Raw genomic sequence first — 22,174 nt, 5'->3', positions numbered from 1 at the left:
GGGACACTTTTCTGGGCTTTGGCGTGCTTTTTCTCAACTAAGCAGGGTAGACAATGGTAGAAAATCTCATTCGCCAATTCAGCCGCTGAAAAATCGATGTTGGAAGCAGAGTTGTGCAACAGCCACGCACGCATGTTGGGCAACCAGGTATAGGCATAACCACAACCAAACTCCACCATGGTGCTGGATCTAAAATTGCTTTTAACTGGTAAATCGACTGTTTCTGTGGAGTCGGCTGGCTGGCTCCAGGCGGGGTGGGTGCTTAACAGAATAAGTAAAAAGCAGCATTTCATAGACAGACGTTCTTTTAATGAATAAGCCAAAAGAACGTCTGTACCATACTTTTTACAAACAGATATGGTATACACCGGGAATTTTGTGGCCAAACCCCTAAACTTTGTTTTGATAACGTGAGGTAGGGGTACTGATAACTACCATCGGACTTGCCCGTCGCCCACAACAATCCATTTTTCCGTCACCAGCTTTTCCAGAGCGAAAGGCCCTCGGGCGTGGAGTTTCTGGGTCGAAATGCCAATCTCGGCACCCAGCCCGAATACGCCCCCATCCGTGAAGCGCGTCGATGCGTTGGCGTATACGGCAGCCGCGTCGACTTCGCGCAGGAACTGATCGATAAACGATTGGTTCTTCGATAAAATGGCTTCGGAATGGCGCGATGAGTACGTTTGAATGTGGGAGAGGGCTTCGTCCAGTCCGGCTACCACTTTAACGGCACATTTATAGTCCAGAAACTCACGACCAAAATCTTCCGGACGGGCGTGTTGCAGGTTTGTGTAACCGGCTTTCTCGAAAATAGTGTACGAGGTTTCATCCGCGAAAACTTCCACGTTCCATTTGTTGAAATCGGCGGTAAGCAGGGGCAGAAAACGGTCGGCAATGGCTTCGTCGACTAATACGCAGTCGAGGGAGTTGCAGACCGACGGGCGCGAAACGCGGGCATTTACCACAATGGCGGCAGCTTTGTCCAGATCAGCTGTTTCCTCGACATAGGCATGGCACACACCGGCACCGGTTTCAATGGTTGGCACCAGTGAGTTCTTACGAACAAACTGAATCAGCGACTCCGACCCGCGGGGAATAATAATGTCTACGTACCGGGTGGCGGTGAGTAATTCATTGACCACGGCCCGGTCGGGGGGGAGCAGGGTCACGGCGGCTTTGGGTACGCCAAACTCAACCAATACCCCCTGAATGAGGCCAATCAGGCAGCGATTGGAGGAGTCGGCTTCTTTGCCGCCTTTCAGGACACACGCATTGCCCGATCGAAGACAAAGCGAGGCTACATCGACAGTTACATTGGGTCGTGCTTCGTAGATGACACCTACTACACCCAGCGGAACAGCAATCTTTTTGAGTTTCAGCCCCTGCTCAATGGTTCGCTCCAGAATGACCTCACCCGCCGGATCGGGTAATACGGCTACTTCGCGTAAACTTTTAGACAGGTCAGCAACCCGACTTTCGGTTAGTTTCAGCCGGTCGTATTTAGGGTCTGTCGCGTCCATGCGGTCAAGATCCTTCTGGTTCTCGGCCACGATAGTTGCGGTATGGTTAGCCAGTACATCGGCCAGCCGATTTAGCAGATCGGTTTTCTGAGCGGGGCTGAGCCGCCGGACGGCTGCTGCAGCTTGCTGAGTAGCCTGAAGGAGGGGCGTAATTGGTGTCATGATTACAAAAGTACAATATCATTCGCATTGGCGACCTCCACATTTTGCTGATTAAGCTGTTGGGTCAGCGTTTCGGACGAGATCCGGGCGCGGGCAACGGCTATCGTTTTCTGTTCGTCGTCCAGAATCTCAACCATTTCGCCCGTAGCAAATTCGCCCGTTACACTTCGGATACCAACGGCCAGTAAGCTTCGTCGTTGTTGCAGTGCCCGAACGGCGCCCGCGTCAATTTGTATTCGCCCGGCTGCCAGACTGCCCGAACCGAGCCATCGGTTTCGGGCCGAAAGGGCGGTACTTTGTGGCGTGAATTCAGTTCCGACCTCGTGGTTCAGGGCGCGGCTAATACTATCTGGCTCGCTTAATCCAAAGATGATGACCCGTATGCCCATGCGGGTAGCCAGTTTGGCAAAGGTTAATTTGGAGGCCATTCCGCCCAGTCCCAGCGAAGATTTGTCCGTCCGCACAACGCCGAATATGCGCTCGTCGAAGTCGTTTACCTCCCTGATAATTGTGCCATCGGCATCCAGCAATCCACCAACAGACGTGCAGAGCATTAGGGCTTCGGCACCAAAGCCAACGGCAATGAGCGTAGCGAGCTCGTCATTATCCGAAAATTTTAGTTCGCGGTTGCTTACAACGTCATTCTCATTGGCAATGGGAATCAGGTCGTTGGCCCAAAGTTCTTCATACGTTTGCTTTAACTGGAGAAATTGATCACGGTTAGCAAAGTGATGACGTTCGCACAGGCTTTGGGCAATCGAGACGCCATATATCGAGAAAAAACGGGAATATTGATTAAGTAAGAGCAGGTTACCTACGGCTGCAGCGGCTTTACGCTGGGTAATGTCTCCCCGATATTCCCGAATCAAGGATTTGCCGGCGCCTACTGCACCAGATGATACCAGCACAATGCGAAAGTGTGAATGCAGGGCAGCTACCTGGCGGGCAATGTCCACCATAACCGGCTCATTCGGCTCACCGTTGGGTTTGGTGATGGAAGCGGTACCGAATTTGAGTACAAGAACGGGCTTAGTCATGCCGTAAAGATACGGGTTTCCCGTTTTGGCATCTGGTTTTTGACGTATCGTTTATGACGACTAAATCATGAGCTGAGTGCTTCGGAGGTAGGTTCCACTTAACCGCTACACCTTCTCCCGCACAAGATCCGTAAAGCGGGCTTTCTGACGAAGGGCCGCTTTTAGCTGCTTGAGGTAATCGGCCTTTGGAATTTCAATGGCCCCATATCGACGTACATTGTCGTTGATAAACTGCGTATCGAGCAAGCTGTAGTGCTGCTGGCGAAGAATGAGAATCAAATTATGAAACGCTACTTTCGAGGCATTACTAACTCGGTTGAACATCGACTCACCAAAAAAAGCAGACCCCAAAGCTACCCCGTACAGACCACCAACCAGCCTGTTATCTATATACGTTTCAACGCTGTGTGCGAGGCCCATGTGATGTAATTCTGTATAGGCATTTATGATTTCTTCCGAAATCCAGACGCTGTCATCGTCCGAACGGGGAATGGAGCAATTGCGCATTACTTCATTGAATGCGGTGTTGATGCGAACCTCAAACTGGTTGCGATTAAGGACCGGGCGGAGTGATTTAGCGGGTTTGTAGGTATCGATGGGGATAATGGCACGCGGGTCCGGCGCGTACCAGTAAAGTGTACCGTCGGCATCGGCCATTGGGAAAATACCGTTAATGTAGCCGTAAACAAGGTCGTCGGCGGTTAGCTTCTCCATGAACTCGTATGCGTGTAGAACAACAAATATAAGGTATTCAACCACTATTTTACAGAGCCCAAATCAGGAAAGTGGAACGTAGCAGTCTGTTTATAAGAACTTCGCTCAGAAGCAGAACTATAGGCTTTTGGTTATTTCCGGGCCAGTTGGATTCCCAGTTGAAAAACCATACGCCAATTGTACGGGCTATAGATAATTTAGTTTAAGTATATTTACATATATTTGTAAACGTTAATACGTTGTATACCGATACTGTAATACGACTTAATTGTCAGACTTGTCTGAACGGACTTTTGTCTTGCCTAGATAAATAAATATATTGCTTTCTGATACAAACGCGTCTATCCACCATGCTTTCTTTCTTGGCTTACCGGCAATTCCCATTGCCGATGATTCTTTGCCTTTGCTTTGGCCTGTCAGTTGGCCTGGCCCAATCTAATAAAGAGTCCGATCCGGCTCCTGTCGTCAAATTCGGCAAGATTTCTCCCGACCAGTTTTCAATCTCTTCGGCCGATTCTACCGCCGAAGCCATCGTGCTTTACGATTATGGCGAAGTAACCTTCGAAAATTCCAGCAGTGACTTGTGGATGGTGAGCAGATTCCACGTGCGGATTCAAATCCGTAAAAAATCAGCTTACGATCGGGCCACGATTGCGTTATTGACCCGGCGTGGTAATGCGGGGCAGCACGAGTTTGTGCATGATTTTGATGGGTATACGTACAACCTTACCAAAGAGGGTGTTTCCATTGATCGGTTGACCAAAACGGGGCATTTTACGGAAAAGGCAACCGATCAGTTATGGATAGAGAAATACACGCTCCCGAACGTTCGGGAAGGGTCGATTATTGATTACCAATACACGATTCGTACACCGTTTGGTGTGAGTTATAACCCTAAAACATGGCGGTTCCAGCAAGATATACCCGTTAAATGGAGTGAATACCGGATTACAATTCCAGATTATTTCTTTTACAAGGTATTACAGAGTGGGTACATAGAGATGACCGTTAACAAACGGGAGTCGAAAACAACTAATATATTTCCGGGGCAAATGGGTGGGTCAGCATCTGCCTATCGATTTGCGATGAAAGATGTTCCGGCGTTTCGGGATGAAGCTTACATAACAACCGCCGACGATTATATAGCGAAGATTGAATTTGAACTGGCCAGTTATCAGATACCCAGTGTGACGGGCTTCATTAGTAAAAACATTGCCGTTGGTTGGGAAGCTATGGACAAAACACTGCTCGATGATCCTGACTTTGGCGGGCAGATAAACCGGGCCGGTTTTCTGCGGGAAACAGCTAAAGTACTCACCGGGCAGGGGACTGATACGCTGAGCCGCATTAAGGCTGCGTATAACTTTATCCGTCAGTCGATTAAGTGGAATGACGAAGCATCTTACTGGTCGCGAAGTATCAAAAAGGTTTTTGATGCTAAAAAAGGTGATGCCGGCGACATCAACTTAATGTTAATTGCTCTGCTGCGGGAGATGGATATTGATGCAAACCCGGTCATCCTCAGCACTCGTTCGCATGGCCGTATCAATGAGTCGTATGCCTTGCTTAAGAAATTCAATTATGTAGTTGCCCATGTGTCGGTTGGGGGTAAAGATGTTTTGCTGGATGCTACTGATCCTTATTTGCCTCCCGGCATGCTGCCGTCCCATTGCCTGAATGGTACAGGGCGGCTTGTTCATCCCACAAAGGCGCGGTTCATCTCATTACTTCCGGCTGAACGTAATGTTGAGGTGTACAACACCAGACTGGTGATCGACAGTAATGGTGACCTCTCGGGCTCACTGGCGCACTCACACGGTGGTTATAGTGCCTGGAGCAGCCGGAAGCGGTTTGCTGCTCAGGGAAAAGCAAAGTACCTGGAGGGGGTTCAGAAAGAACATGGCTCCTGGCAGATCGAGAAAGCCGATTTTTCAGGAACGGATGTAACGAGTGGAATATTCAATGAAGAGTATACGGTCACTATTCCGGAAGCCTGCTCCAAAGCTGGCGATCGACTCTATTTACACCCGATGCTGACAGAGGGCCGCAGCGTCAATCCGTTTCGGGAATCGGAGCGGCTTTACCCGGTCGACTTTGGGGTGCTGATCGATGAGACGTTCTCGGCTACCTATACAATTCCCAAGGGGTTTCAGGTTGAGGAGATGCCCAAAGCGGTGTCGATGGTATTGCCCGAGAATGGCGGACGATTTCTGTACCAGGTAGTGGCAGATGGCGATAACCTGCAGGTTATAAGTCGGATTTCGCTACGCCGAACGCAGTATTTTGCCGGTGAATATGGCCCCCTGCGGGAGCTGTTCAGTAAAATTGTTGCCAAACATGCTGAGCAGGTCGTTCTGAAACGGGTGACAGTCGCTGAAAAGAAATAGGAGAGTCATGAAGAAATTACTTTTGCTCCCGCTCCTGTTGAGTCAGCCGGTACTGGCTCAAACCGAATACCAGGCCGAGGCAATCTCCCCGGCGTTGCGGGAAAACGCTCATGTGGTCGTTCGTCGTCATGAAACGCTTTTTACAGTCAAGTCGGCAGGGGAGGCTACCCAGCGTATACATAGTATTGTAACCGTACTGGATGAGCAGGGCGATGACCATGCTAAATTGGCCGTGGCCTACAATAAACTATCCAAAGTGACCAATTTGGAAGGGTCTTTATACGACGCTTCCGGGAAGCTGATCAAAAAGCTAAAAAAAACGGATATAGGTGATTACAGCAGTTATACCGATTATAACCTTTTCGACGATAACCGCTTAAAGTCGGCATCCTTCCCAAAACAACCTGTTTATCCGTACACCGTTGAATTCACCGTTGAGACGAATGAGCGTAATCTGATGTTTTACCCGACCTGGTTACCCCAGAATGAGGAACACCTGTCGGTGGAGCAGGCTACGTTTACAGTGAGTATGCCTAAGGGGCTGGCGTTGCGGTATAAGGAAATGAATTTGCCGCTGGCGGGTGGATCAGCCCCGTCATCCGGTGGTGGTATGTTGTATAGCTGGAAACTGGCCAATGCACCGGCAATTGAACTGGAGCCCATCTCGCCACCGGCCCGGGAGCAGCTTCCAATGGTATACACGGCCCCCGTCGATTTTGACGTAGACGATTATAAAGGGCATCTGATAACCTGGAGTGACGTCGGGCAATTTTATTACAAACTAAACGATGGACGCGATCAGCTCCCCGAAGACCTGCGTCAGCGGGTGCTTGAGCTAGTGAGAAATGAGACCTCTACGATAGGTAAGGTGCGGAAAATCTATCAGTATCTACAGGAGCATACCCGTTATGTCAGCATTCAGTTAGGCATCGGCGGCTGGCAGACAATAGGCGCTGATAAAGTGGCAGTTAGTAAATACGGAGACTGTAAAGCGCTGACAAACTACACAAAAGCACTCCTGAAAGTAGCGGGAATACCTGCTTACCCGGCACTGGTCTGGGCGGGTGACGATGAACCCGATATTCTAACCGACTTTCCCGGCTTTCAATTTAACCACGTCATTTTGTGCGTGCCCAATGATAGGGATACCCTCTTTCTGGAATGTACCAGTGGGCATGGCCCGGCCGGTTATGTCAGCGATTTCACCGGCAGTCGGCATGCACTGCTCGTCTTGCCCGATGGGAGCCACCTGATCAAAACACCCGCCTATCAATCTGCCGATAACCTTCAGCAGCGCCGGATTGTCGTTACCCTTACCGAACGGGGCGATGCTACGGCCAATGTCCGGACCCGCTACACCGGTTTACAGCAGGACGATTATACCAGCGTGATCCATCAGCTGAATCTGGAAGATCAGCGTAGCTGGCTGCTAAAAAGGATTCGTATTCCGGCTTACGAACTAACAAACTTTGCCTTCAGTGAACAGCCGGGACCTATTCCCGCTGTTATAGAAACACTTAACCTGGCTGTTCGTCAATGTGCTACTGTAAGTGGCACACGGCTGTTCCTGACCCTGAACCTGATGTCGGCGCTTTCGCCGGCTCCTCCGGTATTGCAAGCCCGCAGGGCAGCGGTAAACCTGGGACCCAACTACGATTTTTCGGATAGCGACACGGTTACTTACCAGATTCCTCAAGGCTACGCACCTGAGTTTACCCTGGAGCCCTTGGTGGTGGAATCGAAGTTCGGGAGATACCAGGCACAATTGACGATCAATGGTGACCGGGTAACTTACATCCGTCATATAGCTATGCATCGGGGCCGTTTTCCCGCTTCGGCCTACAGCGAATGGATTGATTTTCGGAAAAAGGTGGCTAAAGCAGACCGGGCCCAGATGGTTTTTGTTAAACGCAATTAAACCAAATCTTTTCGGGCCTGTCGAACGTTTATTGTAAAAACGATTAAAGCAACCATGAAAAAAAGCCTTTTTTGCCTACTGCTGGCACTGCCTTTGTTATTTAGTCAATGTAGTTCCAATAGTCAGCTATCGCAGGCTAAAACCCTCGGTAATTGTCGCTATACACTAGCCTCGGCCGATAGTATCTACCTGGCAGGCATCGACGTTCGACAGTTGCGCAAGCTGGAGGATTTAAATCCTGCCCGTTTTCCACGACTGGCGGCCGGACTACTTACGCGTAACATCCCCCTTGATGCCCGAATCAACCTTGATATTACGAATCCAACCAATAAAATGGCTGGTATCAACCAACTGGAATACCGCGTTATGCTGGCCGGACAGGAATTGTTCAACGGGTTTCTAAACCAGCGCATCGAAGTTCAGCCGGGTGGGGGCAAAACCCGCGTGCCCGTTCGGTTGACTACCAATGCGTATCAACTACTCACCGATAGCAAAACCCGCGATGCGTTCACTCAATTGGTTCAGAATCTCTCGGGTGCCTCGGGAACGCAACCGTCCAAGTTGACCATCAAAATCAAGCCGACGCTGGATTTACTGGGCAAGCAGGTCAACTATCCGGGATACATTACCATTGATCAGGACGTAACGAATAAGATTTTGCTGGGAAACTAGTCTGACATAGCTTTTCTTATCTGCGTATTCAGTAGCATTTAGCGTGCCCCGGCTTTTTCAGGTCGGGGCAATTTGTTTTACGCTCTACAAAGCAGTACTTGCACGGCTGATTAACTCCTCTAATTCAATGCGCTATTTACTTTTTTCCTGCCTGGTTGTTGGCTCGATGTTATCGGTTCAGGCTCAGTCAAATCAAGTTCGTATCACCCACGACGAAGCCCAGAAGCGGGTTTCTGTTACGGTAGATGGCAAACCCTTCACGGCTTATATTTACCCCGGTTCAGCTGTACTGAAAAAGCCGGTTCTGTACCCGATTCTGTCTGCCGGAGGGAACTTCATAACCCGTGGCTGGCCATTGGACCCCCGCCCCGGCGAGCGCATCGACCACCCGCACCACGTGGGCATGTGGTTCAATTACGGCGATGTGAATGGACATGATTTCTGGAATAACTCGATTGATGTAGGGCCGGAGCACAAAGGGCCGTTTGGTACGATTGTTCATACGGGCGTAAAATCCATGAAAAGCGGAAAGGGGCAGGGCGAACTCGTTGTGACCGCTAACTGGCTCGATAAAGATAACAAGGTGATGCTCCAGGAAACGACAACTTTCCAGTTTAAAGCCGGGACCAATAATCGGATCATCGACCGTACAACAACGCTCAAGGCCATGGATAAAGACGTTGTTTTTAAGGATAACAAAGAAGGGATGATTGCCTTACGAATGGCTCGCCAGCTCGAACAGCCATCTACCAAAGCGGAGGTATTTACCGATGCCCAGGGAGTAGCTACTAAAGTGCCGGTTCTGGATAATGCGGGTGTAACGGGTTTATATCACACCAGCGAGGGCGTAGAAGGTGATGCCGTTTGGGGTACACGCGCTCAGTGGAATAAACTTACCGGCACCATCAATAATGAGAACGTTTCTGTGGTGTTGTCTGACGATCCGAATAACATTGGCTATCCAACCTACTGGCACGCACGGGGCTATGGGCTGTTTGCTGCCAATCCACTGGGGCCATCGGTGTTTACAAACGGCAAGGCGCCGGCCATGAATTATACGCTGGGGGCTGGTAAATCGGTTACGTTCCATTATAAACTGCTGATTCAATCGGGCGACCTGTCAGACATTGCGCTGAAGCAGTTGATAAAGTAACTGGTTAAGCGGTTGATGGAGGTTAACACCAATGGACAAGAAAGCCCGTGAAAGTCAACTTTCACGGGCTTTCTGATGAAAAATTCGAAACTGTTAGTTTAGGTGGACAAGTGCTGATCGGTAGACGCGTCCTTCCGTTTTCCCCATCCATGACCGAAGCATGTTGCTCTCGGTGGTAGCCCGTCTTAGTTCATTGTCTATTTGCCGAAGCAGAAAAAACAGCTGATGAACGTGCATCCACTGAGTCGCTAACTCATTATCCGTTTTAGGGCTTTGCTTTTGCTGCCGTGCTTCCTGCGTCAATAGGCGCAAGCTCATCTTAAGATGGTATCGGAGTATTATGAGTCGACTGGCCATGGGTAATTCGCCCGGATTACGTTCCATGTGCGAAATACTTTTAGCCAACATGTTGTTGCGCTGCTGAAGTTGGTCGGATACAATCATCCAGGCATGTTCAGCTTGAAGCGAGTCATACGTTACAGTTTTCATGGCGATTTGTACAAATACGGTTTATGACAAATATACTAATAACTCTATTAACTTAATTGGTTAAAAAGCTATTCGGTAAAATTATTTTTGGCCTATTGAGTCATGCGCCAATGTTTAGATGGGGCTATGGCATGTAGGTTTAACCGGTACTCAGGAAAAAAACAAGTTGCCGGATGGCCTTATCCGGTACTGAACTATATAATCCAATCAGGTAGTTTGAAGTGTAGGGTTTAACTCCGAACTTCAAACCCCCAATACGTTTCTGCTCATGGACCCCATTTACCGCGCGCTGATTGTTTGCACCAATCATACCGACTACCCGACGAAGCCCTTCAAAACAGGTTTGTGGTTGAGTGAAGCCACGCACTTTTACGATGAATTGGCGGATCGGAATCTGCCTTATGACATCGCCAGTCCCCAGGGGGGAGCTGTGCCTATTGATGAACGGAGTATGGACCGGCGTGACACCGTAAATGAGAAGTGGTACAACGATCCAACGTTTCGCGCTAAACTGGATCATTCATTGCCACTGGCCGATGTAAGAGCAGAGAACTACCAGATTATTTATTTCACCGGTGGGCATGGTACCATGTGGGACTTTCCCGACAACGAAATCGTCATGCGGCTAACGCGTCAGATTTATGAGAAAGGAGGGATGGTATCGGCAGTTTGCCATGGGGTCAGTGCGTTGCTTAACGTGACCCTCTCGGATGGGACCAGGCTGATCGATAACCGGCAGGTAACGGGTTTTTCGAACATGGAAGAAAAACTCGTTCGGCTCGATGAGGAGGTCCCTTTCCTGCTCGAAGATGCGTTAAGGAAGCAGAATGCCCTGTACAGCAAAAGCCTTATTCCGTTTCTGCCGTATATTGAAGTAGATGAGCGGTTAGTAACCGGTCAGAACCCCCTTTCGGCCCGAAAGGTAGGCCGAAAGGTGCTTGAAGAAATGTATGAAAAATAAAGTGCCGTAAGGCTTAGACTACGGCCTGAGGAAAAATCTCGCGAAATGACTTTAACTCTTTATCCTTTTCGGAAACAATTGGATTGGTAACACCCCAGTCGATGTTCAGGTCCGGATCGTTCCAGATAATACCGGATTCGGCCGCTTTATGGTACACATTCGTACACTTATAGCTGAAAATGCTTTCCTCCAAAGCCACAAATCCATGCGCAAAGCCTTCGGGTATGTACGCCATGTTGGCGCGTTTAGCATCCAGCAGAAAAGCTTCGTACTTACCAAAAGTGGGCGAATCGGGTCGCAAATCAACCGCAATATCCAGTACCTGCCCACGGATAACGCGAACTAACTTACCTTGGGCAAACGGCTGATTTTGCATGTGTAAACCCCGTAAAACACCTTTCGTTGAAAACGATTGATTGTCTTGAACGAAATCCATAGGTAAGCCAAGGGATTCGAAAAGCGGTTTGTTGTAAGACTCAAAAAAATGACCACGTTCATCTTCAAAAACGCGTGGAGTTAGTTCAATCAGGCCTTGTATTGACGTTTGCCGAACTTGCATGAGGCAGGTTTGTTTCGTAGAGGTAGTTACAATTTGGACCAAATTTATGAAACTGGTACCATTAGTTGTACTTTTGAGCTCAATCATTTACTGTAGTGCTTTCATTTAGGCATGACCTACTCGGAATTAAGCGACCAGATTTTTCAAAAACAGTCTTATTTATGCGTCGGATTGGACACCGATCCACGTAAGCTGCCCCCGCATCTACTAACTGATGAAGACCCCGTCTTTGCGTTCAACAAAGCCATTATTGATGCTACCGCCGATTTTGCTGTCGCCTACAAGCCCAATATTGCTTTCTACGAAGCCCAGGGTCCACGTGGCTGGGAAAGTCTGCAAAAGACCCTTGATTACATCCCTGCCGGTTGCTTCACCATTGCCGATGCCAAACGGGGGGATATTGGCAATACATCCGATTTATACGCCCGTACATTCTTCGATCCAACCGCTGCCGGGCTGGATTTTGATTCAGTGACGGTAGTTCCATATATGGGACACGACTCGGTAACGCCCTTTCTGGCGTACGATGGGAAATGGGTCATTCTACTGGCCCTGACGTCTAATGCGGGCAGTGCCGACTTTCAATACCAGTCGCTTTCTTCGGGCGAAAAACCCTTATTCGAAAAAGTGATCGAAACGGCACAGGGTTGGGCCGGCCCTGATCAACTGATGTTCGTTGTAGGAGCTACGCAAACGAGTGAGCTGGAACGCATCCGGCAGATTGCTCCGGATAATTTCCTGCTGGTTCCCGGTGTTGGAGCCCAGGGCGGTAGCTTGGCCGACGTATCCCGGCTGGGGTTGACCAAGGCGGGTGGCCTGCTGGTTAACGCATCAAGAAGCATATTATACGCGTCAAACGGACTGGATTTCGCCGAACGGGCAAGCCAGGAAGCCCAACAACTGCAAACAGAAATGGCCGGGTATTTGGCTCAAATCCAGTAAAGCCTCTACGTGTTTTGGTAAAATAAGGCTACTTAAGGTATCATTTTATCAGATTGTGTTTATATTAATGACACAGTCAAGGTGATACACTTAACCGCCCGTTGTTTTTCCGTGCCCGAAGCCTTTCTATATTTCCTTTGGCAATACCAATACTTTACAGACCAACATCTGACTACTACCGATGGTGAAGTAGTGCAGGTGTTACGTCCCGGCTTCCGAAACCATGATTCCGGGCCCGACTTTACAAATGCCCGCTTGCTGATAAATGATGTAGAATGGGTAGGTACCGTGGAAATGCACACGCGTACATCGGACTGGCTGGCCCATCGTCATCAGTTTGACCGGGCTTATGACAATGTTATTCTGCACGTTGTCTGGGAAGATGATCGCCCCATTAATGGTCGGCGTGTAGATCGGTCGAATGGGACACCCTTACCCACACTTGAACTAAGTTCACGTACCGACGCCACCTTGCTGGATCAATACTGGCTGTTAATCGAATCACCGGATCTAATTCCCTGCGCCGGGCAGTTTAAATCCGTGTCGCCTTTGCGTGTGACGTCCATGCTCGATAAGGCAATGCTTCAACGCCTGGAGCGGAAGGCTATGGGAGTTTTGGACGTATTCAAGCAAACAGGTGGCGACTGGGAAGAAACGGCTTATCGCCTGCTGGCGGTAAATATGGGCTTCAAAATCAATGCGGCCCCCATGGAACAATTAAGTCGGTCAGTACCACTGAAGGTTATTCATAAACACCGCGACCAGATTTACCAGGTAGAAGCCATACTTTTTGGTACGGCTGGCTTACTGGAAACAGAAGCACCGGACGATTACACCGCAACGCTTTTGCGGGAATACCGTTTTTTAGCTTCGAAATACCAGTTGACTGATAAACAGGTAACTGAGTCAGCCTGGAAGTGGGGGCGGCTTCGACCGGCTAATTTTCCGACGCTTCGCCTGGCACAACTGGCTCGCCTGTTAACCAAACATGTCAGCTTGTTTTCGCTTTTTATCAGTACAGTCGATTTGGAGATGCTCCTGAAACTAATGCAGGTAACTCCTTCCGACTACTGGCAAGCGCATTATCGGTTTGGGAAACAGGCTGAGAAAGCGGTTCCAGCTTTGGGTGGTAACGCTGCCGAAAATATTGTCATTAACACTGTGGTTCCGCTGTTGGCAGCCTATGCACACCATCGGGAGCAACCCGCTTACATTGATCGGGCTATTGCCCTTTTAGAAGAACTGCCATCAGAAAAAAACCACCTGACCGACAACTGGGATACCCTTGGACTAGGTATCCGAACAGCGTTCGATTCGCAGGCGGCTATTGAACTTTACAATGAATTTTGCTCCGTCAAAAAATGCTTGAGTTGCCAGATTGGCGCAGCACTTTTGAAGTGATGTATGCTGTAGGGTGTATGATGTATCTAGCCATTAACGGGCACACACATCATACACTCTACAGCATACACCTGAAGGCTAACTAATAACCATATCGTTCTTAACGGCATCCCAGGTCACGCGCTTGCCCGTGTGAAGGGCTGTGGTAGCCATGATGTTGGCAACGGAGTGGTTGAAACCAACCCGTGCCGGTGCATTTGGTTCTTTGCGGCTACGAACACAGTTCATCCAGTTCAGCATGTGCAACGATGTCATAGGGTCACCACCGGTGTTAGCCGAGGTTTCAATTTTGGCCGCTTCGCCCAATGACATGGTCGGCAACATGTTAGCCTGCATATTCATCTCTTTGGCGTATTTCGCTTCCAGACCACCCTCAGGCGAAATCTTGTTGGTGTCGAGGTTGATCATGCCCCCGTTCGAGAAGTAGTACTCTTTTACGCCACCGGCTTCGTTATTCATGCGGGATGAATACAGCACCTGGAAGCCTTTCGTTTTGTCGTTGTCCGGGCCGTAATCGAATACTGCCGTGAACGTGTCCGCATTAACGCGGCCATCTTTCCAACTGTATACACCGCCATTGGCTACTACCGAACGGGGATGGTCTAAACCGCTGAACCAGTGTACCGTATCAATCTGGTGTGACATCCACTGGCCGGGAATACCCGATGAGTAGGGGTAGAACAGACGGAACTCCAGGTACTTGCGTGGGTCCCAGGCCGTTTTGGGCCGGTTCAACTGGTAACGATCCCAGTCGGTATCTTCCTTGCGGATTTCGGATACCAGCTTTGGCCGACGCCAGCGACCGGGCTGGTTGACATTCCAGGTCATTTCGACCATGGTAATATCGCCGAACTTACCCGACTTGATGAAATCGTTGGCCGAGTGGTAGTTAGGCGCCGACCGGCGCTGTGAACCCACCTGCACAATTCGCTTGGAGCTTTCAACGGCTTTAACTGCCTTACGGGCGTCGTCAAGCGATTCGGCGAAGGGTTTTTCGCAGTAGGCATCCCGGCCAGATTCAACAGCGGCTACGCAATGCAAAGCATGCTGGAAATCGGCGGTACTGATAATAACGGCGTCAACATCTTTGCGGTCGAGGAGTTCGTCGTTGTTGCGGGCTTTAAAGAACGAACTGTCGTTCCAGCCTTTGTCTTTCAAAAATTGCTCCGCTTCTTCCCGACGGCGGCTCCAGATGTCCGACACGCCTACGAACGCAAAATTCTGCGCTTTGGCATGTTCCATGAAAGCAGGTGCCAGAGAGGCCCGAAAGCGATCTGAGAAACCAATGATGCCAACCCGAACGCGGTCGTTCGAGCCAAGAATGCGGGCGTAGCTACCGGCTGAGAAGCTCATGCCGAGGCCAGCCAAAGCCGATTTTTTTATAAACTCACGACGATTTTCCATAGAATTCAAGTTTTTGAAAAAGAAATGAGATGTGCAGCGATCAAGGCATTGGCCGGAAGGCCTCTACCAGTTAAAGTGCTTTGATTTTCATGTTTCGGTAAAATACTCTGTTGCCGTGGTCCTGAAGCAGGATATGCCCCTTTGCAGCCTCGCCAAAACGGCCGTGAGCATTGTATTCGGGGGCTTTGTATTTACTCATGGCAACCAGTTCCCGAAACTGTTCGCTGCCCCGTTCGTACTCCACAACTTTTTTGCCGTTCAGCCAGTGTTCTACATGCTTTCCTTTTGAGATGACTCGACCGGTATTCCATTCGCCAATGGGGTTTGCCTTTTTACCGCTGGCTGGTATCAGATCATACAATGAACCAACGGTACGGTTGCCATTGCGGCCCATTTTGGCGTCGGGGTGCTTGTCATCATCCAGCACCTGAAATTCCAGCCCAAAGGCTGATCCTTTCGGCTTGGGTGATTCCTCGACAACGTAATATTTAACGCCACTATTTGCCCCTTCGGTAAGTTTGAAATCGAACACCAGGTCGAAATCGCCGTATTCTCCATCGGTAACGATGTCGCCAAAACTTTGCGATTCAGATCCATCCGACTGCTGAATCGTTAACTGACCATCCGTAATGCTCCAGCCTTTTTCCGGAAACTTGTCTTTGTAGGCTCCGCGCCAGCCGTTGGTCGTTTTACCGTCGAAAAGAAGTTTCCAGCCATCTTTTTTCTCCTGAACTGAGAGCGTATTAGGAGCTTGTGGTTTCTCGGCAGCGATCAGGCTGAGTGCCAGAAGGCCGAAGATGAATGTTTTTTTCATAAAGTTATGGTTGTATTCGTGAGTTGTTTAAGGCCATTTTTGAACTACACGAGTCTCAAAGAGGGAAATTTAATGTTTTCGTTATATAATCTTTGTTGATTTGAGCGCATTGTGCGGCTGTCTTGTCTTTTTCGGGTACACCGTCCAGTTCAATGATTCCCCATCCCTTGAACTTAATGTCGTCCAACGCTTTGAACACCGCTGGTACATCGACATTTCCGCGTCCCAACTCAACGAACTTATACGCTTTTGGGTCATTGGGTTTATCGGGAAGGGGCGACATTGTGTCTTTCAGGTGAAGCGCGTAAATAATGTCTTTGTATTGCTTAACAGCCTTTTCCGGCTGTCCTCCACCTTGTTTATAGTGGGCAATGTCGAGTTCAAGTTTGACGAACTTGGGGTTCATGGCCTGAATGATCACATCCACTTCTTCGGGTGTTTCACCAAGTTGATGCATGTGGTTGTGGTAGGTTGCCTGCACGCCCAGGTCGGCGGTTTGTTTGCCGATTTCGTTCATTACGGTAGCCAGCCGTTTCAGTTCCTCGGTTGTTGGCATTCGATCTTTGGGTCGGGCCGAGTTGGTCAGCTGAATGGCCGAGCCTCCCAGTGCTTTCACGAAACTGGCATGAGCCACGTGCATATCGATAGTGCTCTGTTCTTTGGCCGGATCTATTTCGACGTTGCCGCTCGAAAACATGGCCAGCGCCAGATGGTGTTGGTCGAGCAGGGCCTTCAACTCGGATGGTTTGGCTTTATAGGGGCCAAAGGCGTTAGCCCGCAACTGAATGCCCCGGTAGCCCAATGCCGATAGGTCGGCAATGGCCTGAGCATCGTTACCTCCCCAGGTAATAGCCGAGTAGGCGATTTTCAGGCCGGATGGTTTGGCTATACCGGCAACTAATCGATTTGTACCAGCCAGTAAAGTCAGGGCTGAAACGCCTGCCGTTGTCAAAAAATGTCGTCGGTTTACCGTTTCCAGCATAGTTGTAAGGGTAAATAATCAGTAGTTCGAAGTAGTATACTGACTAATTGTGAACTGAATAATTAGATGGAAAAAGAGTTAAAATAAGCCTTAGGACACTTACTTCTACTGATTTTAAAGACCGAATGAGTGAAAGAGCGAAAATTGCTTACGCCAGTTCTTCGCTCTTTCACTCATTCGTTTTTCTACGTTTTAGAAGCCTGGATTCTGGGCAAATCCTGCGTTCTCTGTCCGGTCAATCTGCGTTTGCGGAATTGGCCGCAGGTTGTGCGTTTCTTTTACGTTAACAGCTCCGTCTGGATTGTATTTCTTTACGCGTTCGACCAGAATGCCCCAACGCTTCAGGTCCATCCAGCGGGTTTGCTCACCAGCCATTTCGCGGGCACGCTCTTCGTAGATCGTTTCCATGGTCAGGTCACCAGCCTGCAGTTCCATGGCTGACTCTTTTCCAGGCCACGCAGCCCGACGACGAACGGCATTAATAGCGGCTGCGGCTTCTGTTGTTTTACCCTGTTTCAACTGAGCTTCTGCTAGAATCAGGTACGTCTCGGCCAGACGGAACGCCAGATAATCGCGGCTTCCCTGTTCGTAGGTCAGGTCGGGACGGAGTGGGTCAAGGAATTTTTGCAGCGTTGGGAAAAGAGCAGCCGTGTAAGCGCTGGGTACCAAAACCTGATAAGGCTTGGCGGCCCGCTGCGCCATTGACCATTCGACACCCGGAATATAAATAGCCGTATCACCCGCTTTTAAGGTCATCTTGGCCTTACTGTTGTCGAACGAGGTGTTCAGGTTAGTGCCGGGGTTATTGCTCAGCCAGGTATCCTTGAAGGTTTTCTTATAGCGCGAATCATTGACCCGATCTTTGAAAACGGTTTCGAGCAGGTAGGTTGTTGGGCGAAGCCGCTTGAATGGACGGTCGTTTGCAATATCCCGTTTCATACCCGGTTGCACGTCATACTGCATCCCGAAGTATAAGTGCAGTTTGTTACCATCACCATTGTTGGTGTTGGCCGTGTTCATGTTGGTCAGCGGGTCCGAAGTGTACTGAACCGAGAAGATAACTTCATCGTTAATTTCTCCACTACCCTGTGCAAACACACTCGCAAAATCAGGCAGAAGCTTGAAGCCGTAGTTGGCAATGACACTTTGTGCCAGGGTTGCCGCTTTTGCATAATCGTCAGATGCTTTAGCCGATGAGGTTGCTTTTGTCAAATAAACGCGGGCTAGCAGGTGTTCGGCAGCGGCTTTAGTAGCTCGGCCATAGTCAGCTGATCGCATCTTTGGGTCCAGGTCAGGGATGGCTGCTTCCAGATCGGCGGTGATTTGCTTATAAACATCCGCTTCTGTTGCCCGGCTGGTTACTTTCGTAGGTCCGAGGGTTTCTTTCAGTCGTAGATCGACACCGCCAAACTGCTGCACCAGAATAAAGTAATAATGTGCGCGTAAAAACTTCATCTCGGCTACACGCAGTTTTTTCACCGCATCCGATACCGTAGCTGCCGGTGCCCGCTCAATAACGGCGTTGCAGGTGTTTATGCCCCGGTATAACTCTTCCCAAACTTGCTGGATAATATCGACGAAGCTATTCATCTGGGTATCGTAAAAGTGAAACCCTTTGTAGCTCCCATCCGCGCCGGCCTGGTAAATATCCGTGCCATACTCGGTCATGGTCAGGCCACGCTCCGATGCGTAGAAGTTACGCAGGGATGAATAAGCCGCTTTACTGGCATCTTCGAAACCTTTGGGTGTATTAATGTAATCGTTCGGAATAGCCGAAACGACGGTTTCTTTCAGCACGTCCTTACACGCCTGCCCGCTTACGAGCAGAGCAGCAAGAGCTAAGATGCGGAATGATTTATGTGTGAAATTAGATTTCATGTTTTTGAATCTTGAAATAGTTATAAACACATTGCTTACAGGCGTTGCGCTTAGAATTTAACGTTCAAACCAAAGGTCACTACCCGTGTAGCAGGCGTAACACCGTTACTGACCGTACCATCGCTAGTTTCGGGGTCAACACCGTTGTACTTTGACCGGTAAGACGAGAAGATGAATGGCTGCTGAATGCTGGAGAACAGACGCAGCGACTGCATACGCAGTTTTGAGGTAATGCTGGATGGGAACGTGTAGCCGAAGTTGATGTTCCGCACCTTCACGAACGACCCGTCGAAATAGATAATGGCCGAGTTGTAGACCGGGAATTCCTGGCTTGAGTTAGGCCGTGGGAATTCATTTGTTGGGTTGTTAGGAGTCCAATAATCCACTTTGATTTGCTCATAACGACCCGCCAGCTGGTTGTTGTCGCGGTGGAAACCACTCAGGATGGTCTGACCAATACGGGCATAGATAAAGAAGTTCAGGTCAAATCCCTTGTAGCTAAATCGGTTGGTGATACCACCGCTCCAGGTTGGAATGTCAGAGCCCAGGTAGACACGGTCATCAGCCGTAATTTTGCCGTCGTTATTCGTGTCCTGCACCTTGATTTGACCAACGGCACTCTGGTAGGATTTAGCGGCATCAGCTTCGCTGGTCTGCCAAATGCCTGCCTTTTTGTAATCGTACATTGCCGTCAGGGGTTTGCCGATGAAGCGTTTGTTACCCACGTCATCAACCGGTCCATTGAACAGCGAAATAATAGCTTCCGAATTTTTAGAGAACACGATGTCGGATGTCCATTTAAATCCACTTTTCGAGTTCACATTGACTGTAGACACACTAACTTCCACCCCTTTGTTCTGGGTTTCGCCGATGTTCCGGGTAACAGAGTTGAAGCCAATGGATGTCGGTAGTAAATCCGATAGCAGCAGGTCGGTGGTACGGGTATTATATAATTCGATCGCACCGGCTACCCGGCCCCGCCATAGGCTGAAATCAATACCAATGTTTGTGCTGGTTGAGGTTTCCCAACGTAAGTCGGGGTTACCAATCGTATTAGGGCGATAGCCATAAGCAGGCGTATTACCAAAGGCGTACACCGTGCGGTCCAGCAAACCCTGCGTCTGGTAAGGAGCTACGCCCTGGTTACCAACCGAACCACGGCTGGCCCGGATTTTCAGCAGGTCGACCCAGCTAGATCCTTTCATGAAGTCTTCATTGCTGACATTCCAGCCTAACGCTATACCGGGAAAGTTACCATATTTAGTATTTACCCCGAATCGGCTCGATCCGTCCCGGCGTATGGTGGCTGTTACCAGGTATTTGTCTTTGTAATCGTAGTTGATACGACCCATATAGGAGTTAATGGTCCACTGCCGTAATCCGCTGCCTACGCCTAGTACAGCACTGGCGTTGCCTACATTGTAGAACTGCTGCGATTCGGCCGGTACTCCCTGGACGGAGATGTTATTCTGCTCAAAATTATCCCGCTGAATGGATTGAAGGGCTGTAAAGCCGAAGTTGTGATCACCAAATTTTTTGTTGTATGTCACTACGTTCTCCAAGGTATAATTGAAGCCAAATGAACTGGCTGTCTGCGCCTGTGGGTCACCACCTTTCCGGGCGTTGGTTTGCGCACCGATAAAGCGGCCATACCGGTTTATGGTAAAGTCAGGGCCGAAATTAACCCGGTATTTCAATCCATCGAGTATATTCACTTCCGCATATACACTGTTGAAAATACGGTATTTCTTCCGCTCTTCTATCTGTGCACCCGGTACAACCTCCGCGAGCGGATTGGTGAGCAACGCATCATTCGTAGGAGAGAAGATCAGGTTGCCGTTATCATCGTATGGGCGACCAAGCGGATTTTGCTGAAGCGTAAAGTTATACGGGTTGAGGTTCTCGCCATTCCGTAAACTATACATCATATACGAGGCAATACCCACTTTAAGAGCTTTATTGATCTGGTGGTCGATATTGGCACGCAGCGAGTAACGGGTAAAATCCAGACCAGGCATGATCCCTTTATCCTGGAAAAAACCAGCCGAAATATAAAACTGCGTTTTTTCATTGCCACCCTGAATACCCAGCGAGTGGTTTTGCTGAATTCCCTGCTTCAGGATCAACGATTGCCAGTCGGTATTCCGGTTGGCAGCCAGACCAGCTGCAACGTTTGGGTCACCGCCCAGAACGGCCACCTTGGAGTCGGCATAGGCATCGGCTACACCGGTAGGAACGGGATTGCCGTTTGCATCTTTGTAGTTGCCTGTAGTCCGATAAGCTTCCCGAACAAATTCGGCAAATTCAGACCCACTGAACAACTTTACTTTGTCAAGCGGATCGGTAAAACCAACGTAGTTATCGTAGCTGATGGTTGTTTTGCCGACTGGGTTGCCCCGTTTGGTTGTAACCAGGATAACACCGTTGGCACCTCTGGCCCCATAAATGGCCGTTGCGGTAGCATCCTTCAGGATCTCCATCGAGCCTACATCGTTCGGGTTAATATCTTCATAACCTTCTGAGAGGGGAATCCCATCAACTACGTAGAGCGGATCGTTACCGGCATTGAACGAACGACGTCCACGAACCCGGATGGTTGGTACAGACCCAGGGCGGCTACCCGACTGAGCAACGTCCACACCGGCTACCCGGCCCTGCATGGCCTGACCAATGTTGGTAATGGGCTGTTCGGTAATTTGCTTTGGCGTTACCGACGAGATAGCCCCCGTTGTCTGGCTTTTCTTCTGACTACCATAACCAATAACGACAACTTCGTTTAGAGCACGGGTATCTGTACTCAGGGTAAGATTGATGGACGATTTGTTCCCGACAGTAACTTCCTGGCTAACAAAACCGACAGCTGAGAAGACCAGAACCGCCCGGTTGTTTGGTACACTGATACGATACTCTCCGTTTGCGTCGGTGGAAGTACCGCGGGTTGTGCCTTTTACAGCTACGCTTACGCCCGGCAACCCGGTGTTATCATCTCCGGAAAGTACTTTGCCGCTAATGGTTAGCTCCTGAGTAGGGTTATCTGTAATCGGACGATTAGTGGGTGGCGCGCTGAACGCCGGTTGAGCTAGCAGCGTAAGTGCTGTAAGCCCAAGCAGAGGAAGCCACGCCAAGCGTGGTGGTTGGGTAATTGTTGCTTGCATGTTAGATTAGATTGGCGTAAAAGTTA

At 49.5% G+C, this 22,174-nt stretch carries 18 protein-coding genes; 7 read left to right on the top strand and 11 right to left on the bottom strand.

Going from position 1 to position 22,174, the window contains the following annotated elements:
• From ACYVJM_RS19835 to aat, 4 genes are all read right to left on the bottom strand, one after another.
• On the bottom strand, window positions 1-293 hold a 293-nt coding region (locus tag ACYVJM_RS19835; RefSeq protein ID WP_461149962.1), incomplete at its 3' end, for a hypothetical protein.
• A 138-nt stretch (window positions 294-431) separates the two neighbouring features.
• Entirely contained in the window at window positions 432-1,682 is a 1,251-nt protein-coding gene (locus ACYVJM_RS19830) for a glutamate-5-semialdehyde dehydrogenase (RefSeq protein ID WP_461149961.1), read from the bottom strand.
• Window positions 1,683-1,684: 2 nt separating this feature from the next.
• Window positions 1,685-2,719, bottom strand: a complete 1,035-nt coding sequence (gene proB, locus ACYVJM_RS19825; protein WP_461149960.1) for a glutamate 5-kinase — start codon at window positions 2,717-2,719, stop codon at window positions 1,685-1,687.
• Between the two features lie 105 nt (window positions 2,720-2,824).
• On the bottom strand, window positions 2,825-3,433 hold the full coding sequence (gene aat, locus ACYVJM_RS19820; protein ID WP_461149959.1) for a leucyl/phenylalanyl-tRNA--protein transferase: 609 nt from the start codon (window positions 3,431-3,433) through the stop codon (window positions 2,825-2,827).
• 350 nt (window positions 3,434-3,783) lie between these two features.
• Between aat and ACYVJM_RS19815 the strand changes: the two genes are divergently transcribed.
• From ACYVJM_RS19815 to ACYVJM_RS19800, 4 genes are all read left to right on the top strand, one after another.
• Complete coding sequence (locus tag ACYVJM_RS19815; RefSeq protein ID WP_461149958.1) at window positions 3,784-5,820, top strand: transglutaminase domain-containing protein; 2,037 nt, start codon at window positions 3,784-3,786, stop codon at window positions 5,818-5,820.
• A gap of 7 nt (window positions 5,821-5,827) precedes the next feature.
• Complete coding sequence (locus ACYVJM_RS19810; RefSeq protein ID WP_461149957.1) at window positions 5,828-7,738, top strand: DUF3857 domain-containing transglutaminase family protein; 1,911 nt, start codon at window positions 5,828-5,830, stop codon at window positions 7,736-7,738.
• A 54-nt stretch (window positions 7,739-7,792) separates the two neighbouring features.
• Window positions 7,793-8,410: a hypothetical protein gene (locus ACYVJM_RS19805; protein WP_461149956.1), complete on the top strand. Its 618-nt coding sequence runs from the start codon at window positions 7,793-7,795 to the stop codon at window positions 8,408-8,410.
• A gap of 127 nt (window positions 8,411-8,537) precedes the next feature.
• Window positions 8,538-9,563, top strand: a complete 1,026-nt coding sequence (locus ACYVJM_RS19800; RefSeq protein WP_461149955.1) for a DUF6807 domain-containing protein — start codon at window positions 8,538-8,540, stop codon at window positions 9,561-9,563.
• Between the two features lie 93 nt (window positions 9,564-9,656).
• Here ACYVJM_RS19800 and ACYVJM_RS19795 read toward each other — a convergent pair whose 3' ends face one another.
• The gene (locus ACYVJM_RS19795) at window positions 9,657-10,052 is read right to left on the bottom strand and encodes a hypothetical protein (protein ID WP_461149954.1); all 396 of its coding nucleotides are present in this window, start codon (window positions 10,050-10,052) and stop codon (window positions 9,657-9,659) included.
• 268 nt (window positions 10,053-10,320) lie between these two features.
• On the opposite strand from ACYVJM_RS19795, the gene ACYVJM_RS19790 reads away from it, so the two are divergent.
• Entirely contained in the window at window positions 10,321-11,013 is a 693-nt protein-coding gene (locus ACYVJM_RS19790) for a type 1 glutamine amidotransferase domain-containing protein (protein WP_461149953.1), read from the top strand.
• Window positions 11,014-11,026: 13 nt separating this feature from the next.
• Here ACYVJM_RS19790 and rfbC read toward each other — a convergent pair whose 3' ends face one another.
• Window positions 11,027-11,572: a dTDP-4-dehydrorhamnose 3,5-epimerase gene (rfbC, locus tag ACYVJM_RS19785; RefSeq protein ID WP_461149952.1), complete on the bottom strand. Its 546-nt coding sequence runs from the start codon at window positions 11,570-11,572 to the stop codon at window positions 11,027-11,029.
• Window positions 11,573-11,683: 111 nt separating this feature from the next.
• Between rfbC and pyrF the strand changes: the two genes are divergently transcribed.
• Window positions 11,684-12,514, top strand: a complete 831-nt coding sequence (gene pyrF, locus ACYVJM_RS19780; RefSeq protein WP_461149951.1) for an orotidine-5'-phosphate decarboxylase — start codon at window positions 11,684-11,686, stop codon at window positions 12,512-12,514.
• Window positions 12,515-12,625: 111 nt separating this feature from the next.
• Entirely contained in the window at window positions 12,626-13,915 is a 1,290-nt protein-coding gene (locus tag ACYVJM_RS19775; protein ID WP_461149971.1) for a DUF2851 family protein, read from the top strand.
• A gap of 78 nt (window positions 13,916-13,993) precedes the next feature.
• On the opposite strand, the gene ACYVJM_RS19770 is transcribed toward ACYVJM_RS19775, so the two are convergent.
• The 5 genes from ACYVJM_RS19770 to ACYVJM_RS19750 all read right to left on the bottom strand — a co-directional run bounded on the left by ACYVJM_RS19770 (window position 13,994) and on the right by ACYVJM_RS19750 (window position 22,148).
• Window positions 13,994-15,319 carry a Gfo/Idh/MocA family protein gene (locus ACYVJM_RS19770; protein ID WP_461149950.1) on the bottom strand — a complete coding sequence of 442 codons (1,326 nt, stop codon included), beginning with the start codon at window positions 15,317-15,319 and terminating at the stop codon, window positions 13,994-13,996.
• Between the two features lie 70 nt (window positions 15,320-15,389).
• The gene (locus ACYVJM_RS19765; RefSeq protein ID WP_461149949.1) at window positions 15,390-16,133 is read right to left on the bottom strand and encodes a 3-keto-disaccharide hydrolase; all 744 of its coding nucleotides are present in this window, start codon (window positions 16,131-16,133) and stop codon (window positions 15,390-15,392) included.
• 55 nt (window positions 16,134-16,188) lie between these two features.
• Entirely contained in the window at window positions 16,189-17,115 is a 927-nt protein-coding gene (locus tag ACYVJM_RS19760; RefSeq protein ID WP_461149948.1) for a sugar phosphate isomerase/epimerase family protein, read from the bottom strand.
• 192 nt (window positions 17,116-17,307) lie between these two features.
• On the bottom strand, window positions 17,308-18,993 hold the full coding sequence (locus ACYVJM_RS19755) for a RagB/SusD family nutrient uptake outer membrane protein (RefSeq protein ID WP_461149947.1): 1,686 nt from the start codon (window positions 18,991-18,993) through the stop codon (window positions 17,308-17,310).
• 50 nt (window positions 18,994-19,043) lie between these two features.
• Window positions 19,044-22,148 carry a SusC/RagA family TonB-linked outer membrane protein gene (locus tag ACYVJM_RS19750; protein ID WP_461149946.1) on the bottom strand — a complete coding sequence of 1,035 codons (3,105 nt, stop codon included), beginning with the start codon at window positions 22,146-22,148 and terminating at the stop codon, window positions 19,044-19,046.
• Window positions 22,149-22,174: the final 26 nt, after the last annotated feature.

Source organism: Spirosoma pulveris (assembly GCF_054781875.1).
The sequence above is the reverse complement of the archived record's forward strand: the minus strand, read 5'-3'. Positions and strand labels throughout refer to the sequence as shown.

What these genes read in the sequence shown, in the direction of transcription:
- ACYVJM_RS19830 (WP_461149961.1), bottom strand. Translation starts at nt 1,682, where the DNA reads ATGACACCAATTACGCCCCTCCTTCAGGCTACTCAGCAAGCTGCAGCA.
- proB (WP_461149960.1), bottom strand. Translation starts at nt 2,719, where the DNA reads ATGACTAAGCCCGTTCTTGTACTCAAATTCGGTACCGCTTCCATCACC.
- aat (WP_461149959.1), bottom strand. Translation starts at nt 3,433, where the DNA reads ATGGAGAAGCTAACCGCCGACGACCTTGTTTACGGCTACATTAACGGT.
- ACYVJM_RS19815 (WP_461149958.1), top strand. Translation starts at nt 3,784, where the DNA reads ATGCTTTCTTTCTTGGCTTACCGGCAATTCCCATTGCCGATGATTCTT.
- ACYVJM_RS19810 (WP_461149957.1), top strand. Translation starts at nt 5,828, where the DNA reads ATGAAGAAATTACTTTTGCTCCCGCTCCTGTTGAGTCAGCCGGTACTG.
- ACYVJM_RS19805 (WP_461149956.1), top strand. Translation starts at nt 7,793, where the DNA reads ATGAAAAAAAGCCTTTTTTGCCTACTGCTGGCACTGCCTTTGTTATTT.
- ACYVJM_RS19800 (WP_461149955.1), top strand. Translation starts at nt 8,538, where the DNA reads ATGCGCTATTTACTTTTTTCCTGCCTGGTTGTTGGCTCGATGTTATCG.
- ACYVJM_RS19795 (WP_461149954.1), bottom strand. Translation starts at nt 10,052, where the DNA reads ATGAAAACTGTAACGTATGACTCGCTTCAAGCTGAACATGCCTGGATG.
- ACYVJM_RS19790 (WP_461149953.1), top strand. Translation starts at nt 10,321, where the DNA reads ATGGACCCCATTTACCGCGCGCTGATTGTTTGCACCAATCATACCGAC.
- rfbC (WP_461149952.1), bottom strand. Translation starts at nt 11,572, where the DNA reads ATGCAAGTTCGGCAAACGTCAATACAAGGCCTGATTGAACTAACTCCA.
- pyrF (WP_461149951.1), top strand. Translation starts at nt 11,684, where the DNA reads ATGACCTACTCGGAATTAAGCGACCAGATTTTTCAAAAACAGTCTTAT.
- ACYVJM_RS19770 (WP_461149950.1), bottom strand. Translation starts at nt 15,319, where the DNA reads ATGGAAAATCGTCGTGAGTTTATAAAAAAATCGGCTTTGGCTGGCCTC.
- ACYVJM_RS19765 (WP_461149949.1), bottom strand. Translation starts at nt 16,133, where the DNA reads ATGAAAAAAACATTCATCTTCGGCCTTCTGGCACTCAGCCTGATCGCT.
- ACYVJM_RS19760 (WP_461149948.1), bottom strand. Translation starts at nt 17,115, where the DNA reads ATGCTGGAAACGGTAAACCGACGACATTTTTTGACAACGGCAGGCGTT.
- ACYVJM_RS19755 (WP_461149947.1), bottom strand. Translation starts at nt 18,993, where the DNA reads ATGAAATCTAATTTCACACATAAATCATTCCGCATCTTAGCTCTTGCT.
- ACYVJM_RS19750 (WP_461149946.1), bottom strand. Translation starts at nt 22,148, where the DNA reads ATGCAAGCAACAATTACCCAACCACCACGCTTGGCGTGGCTTCCTCTG.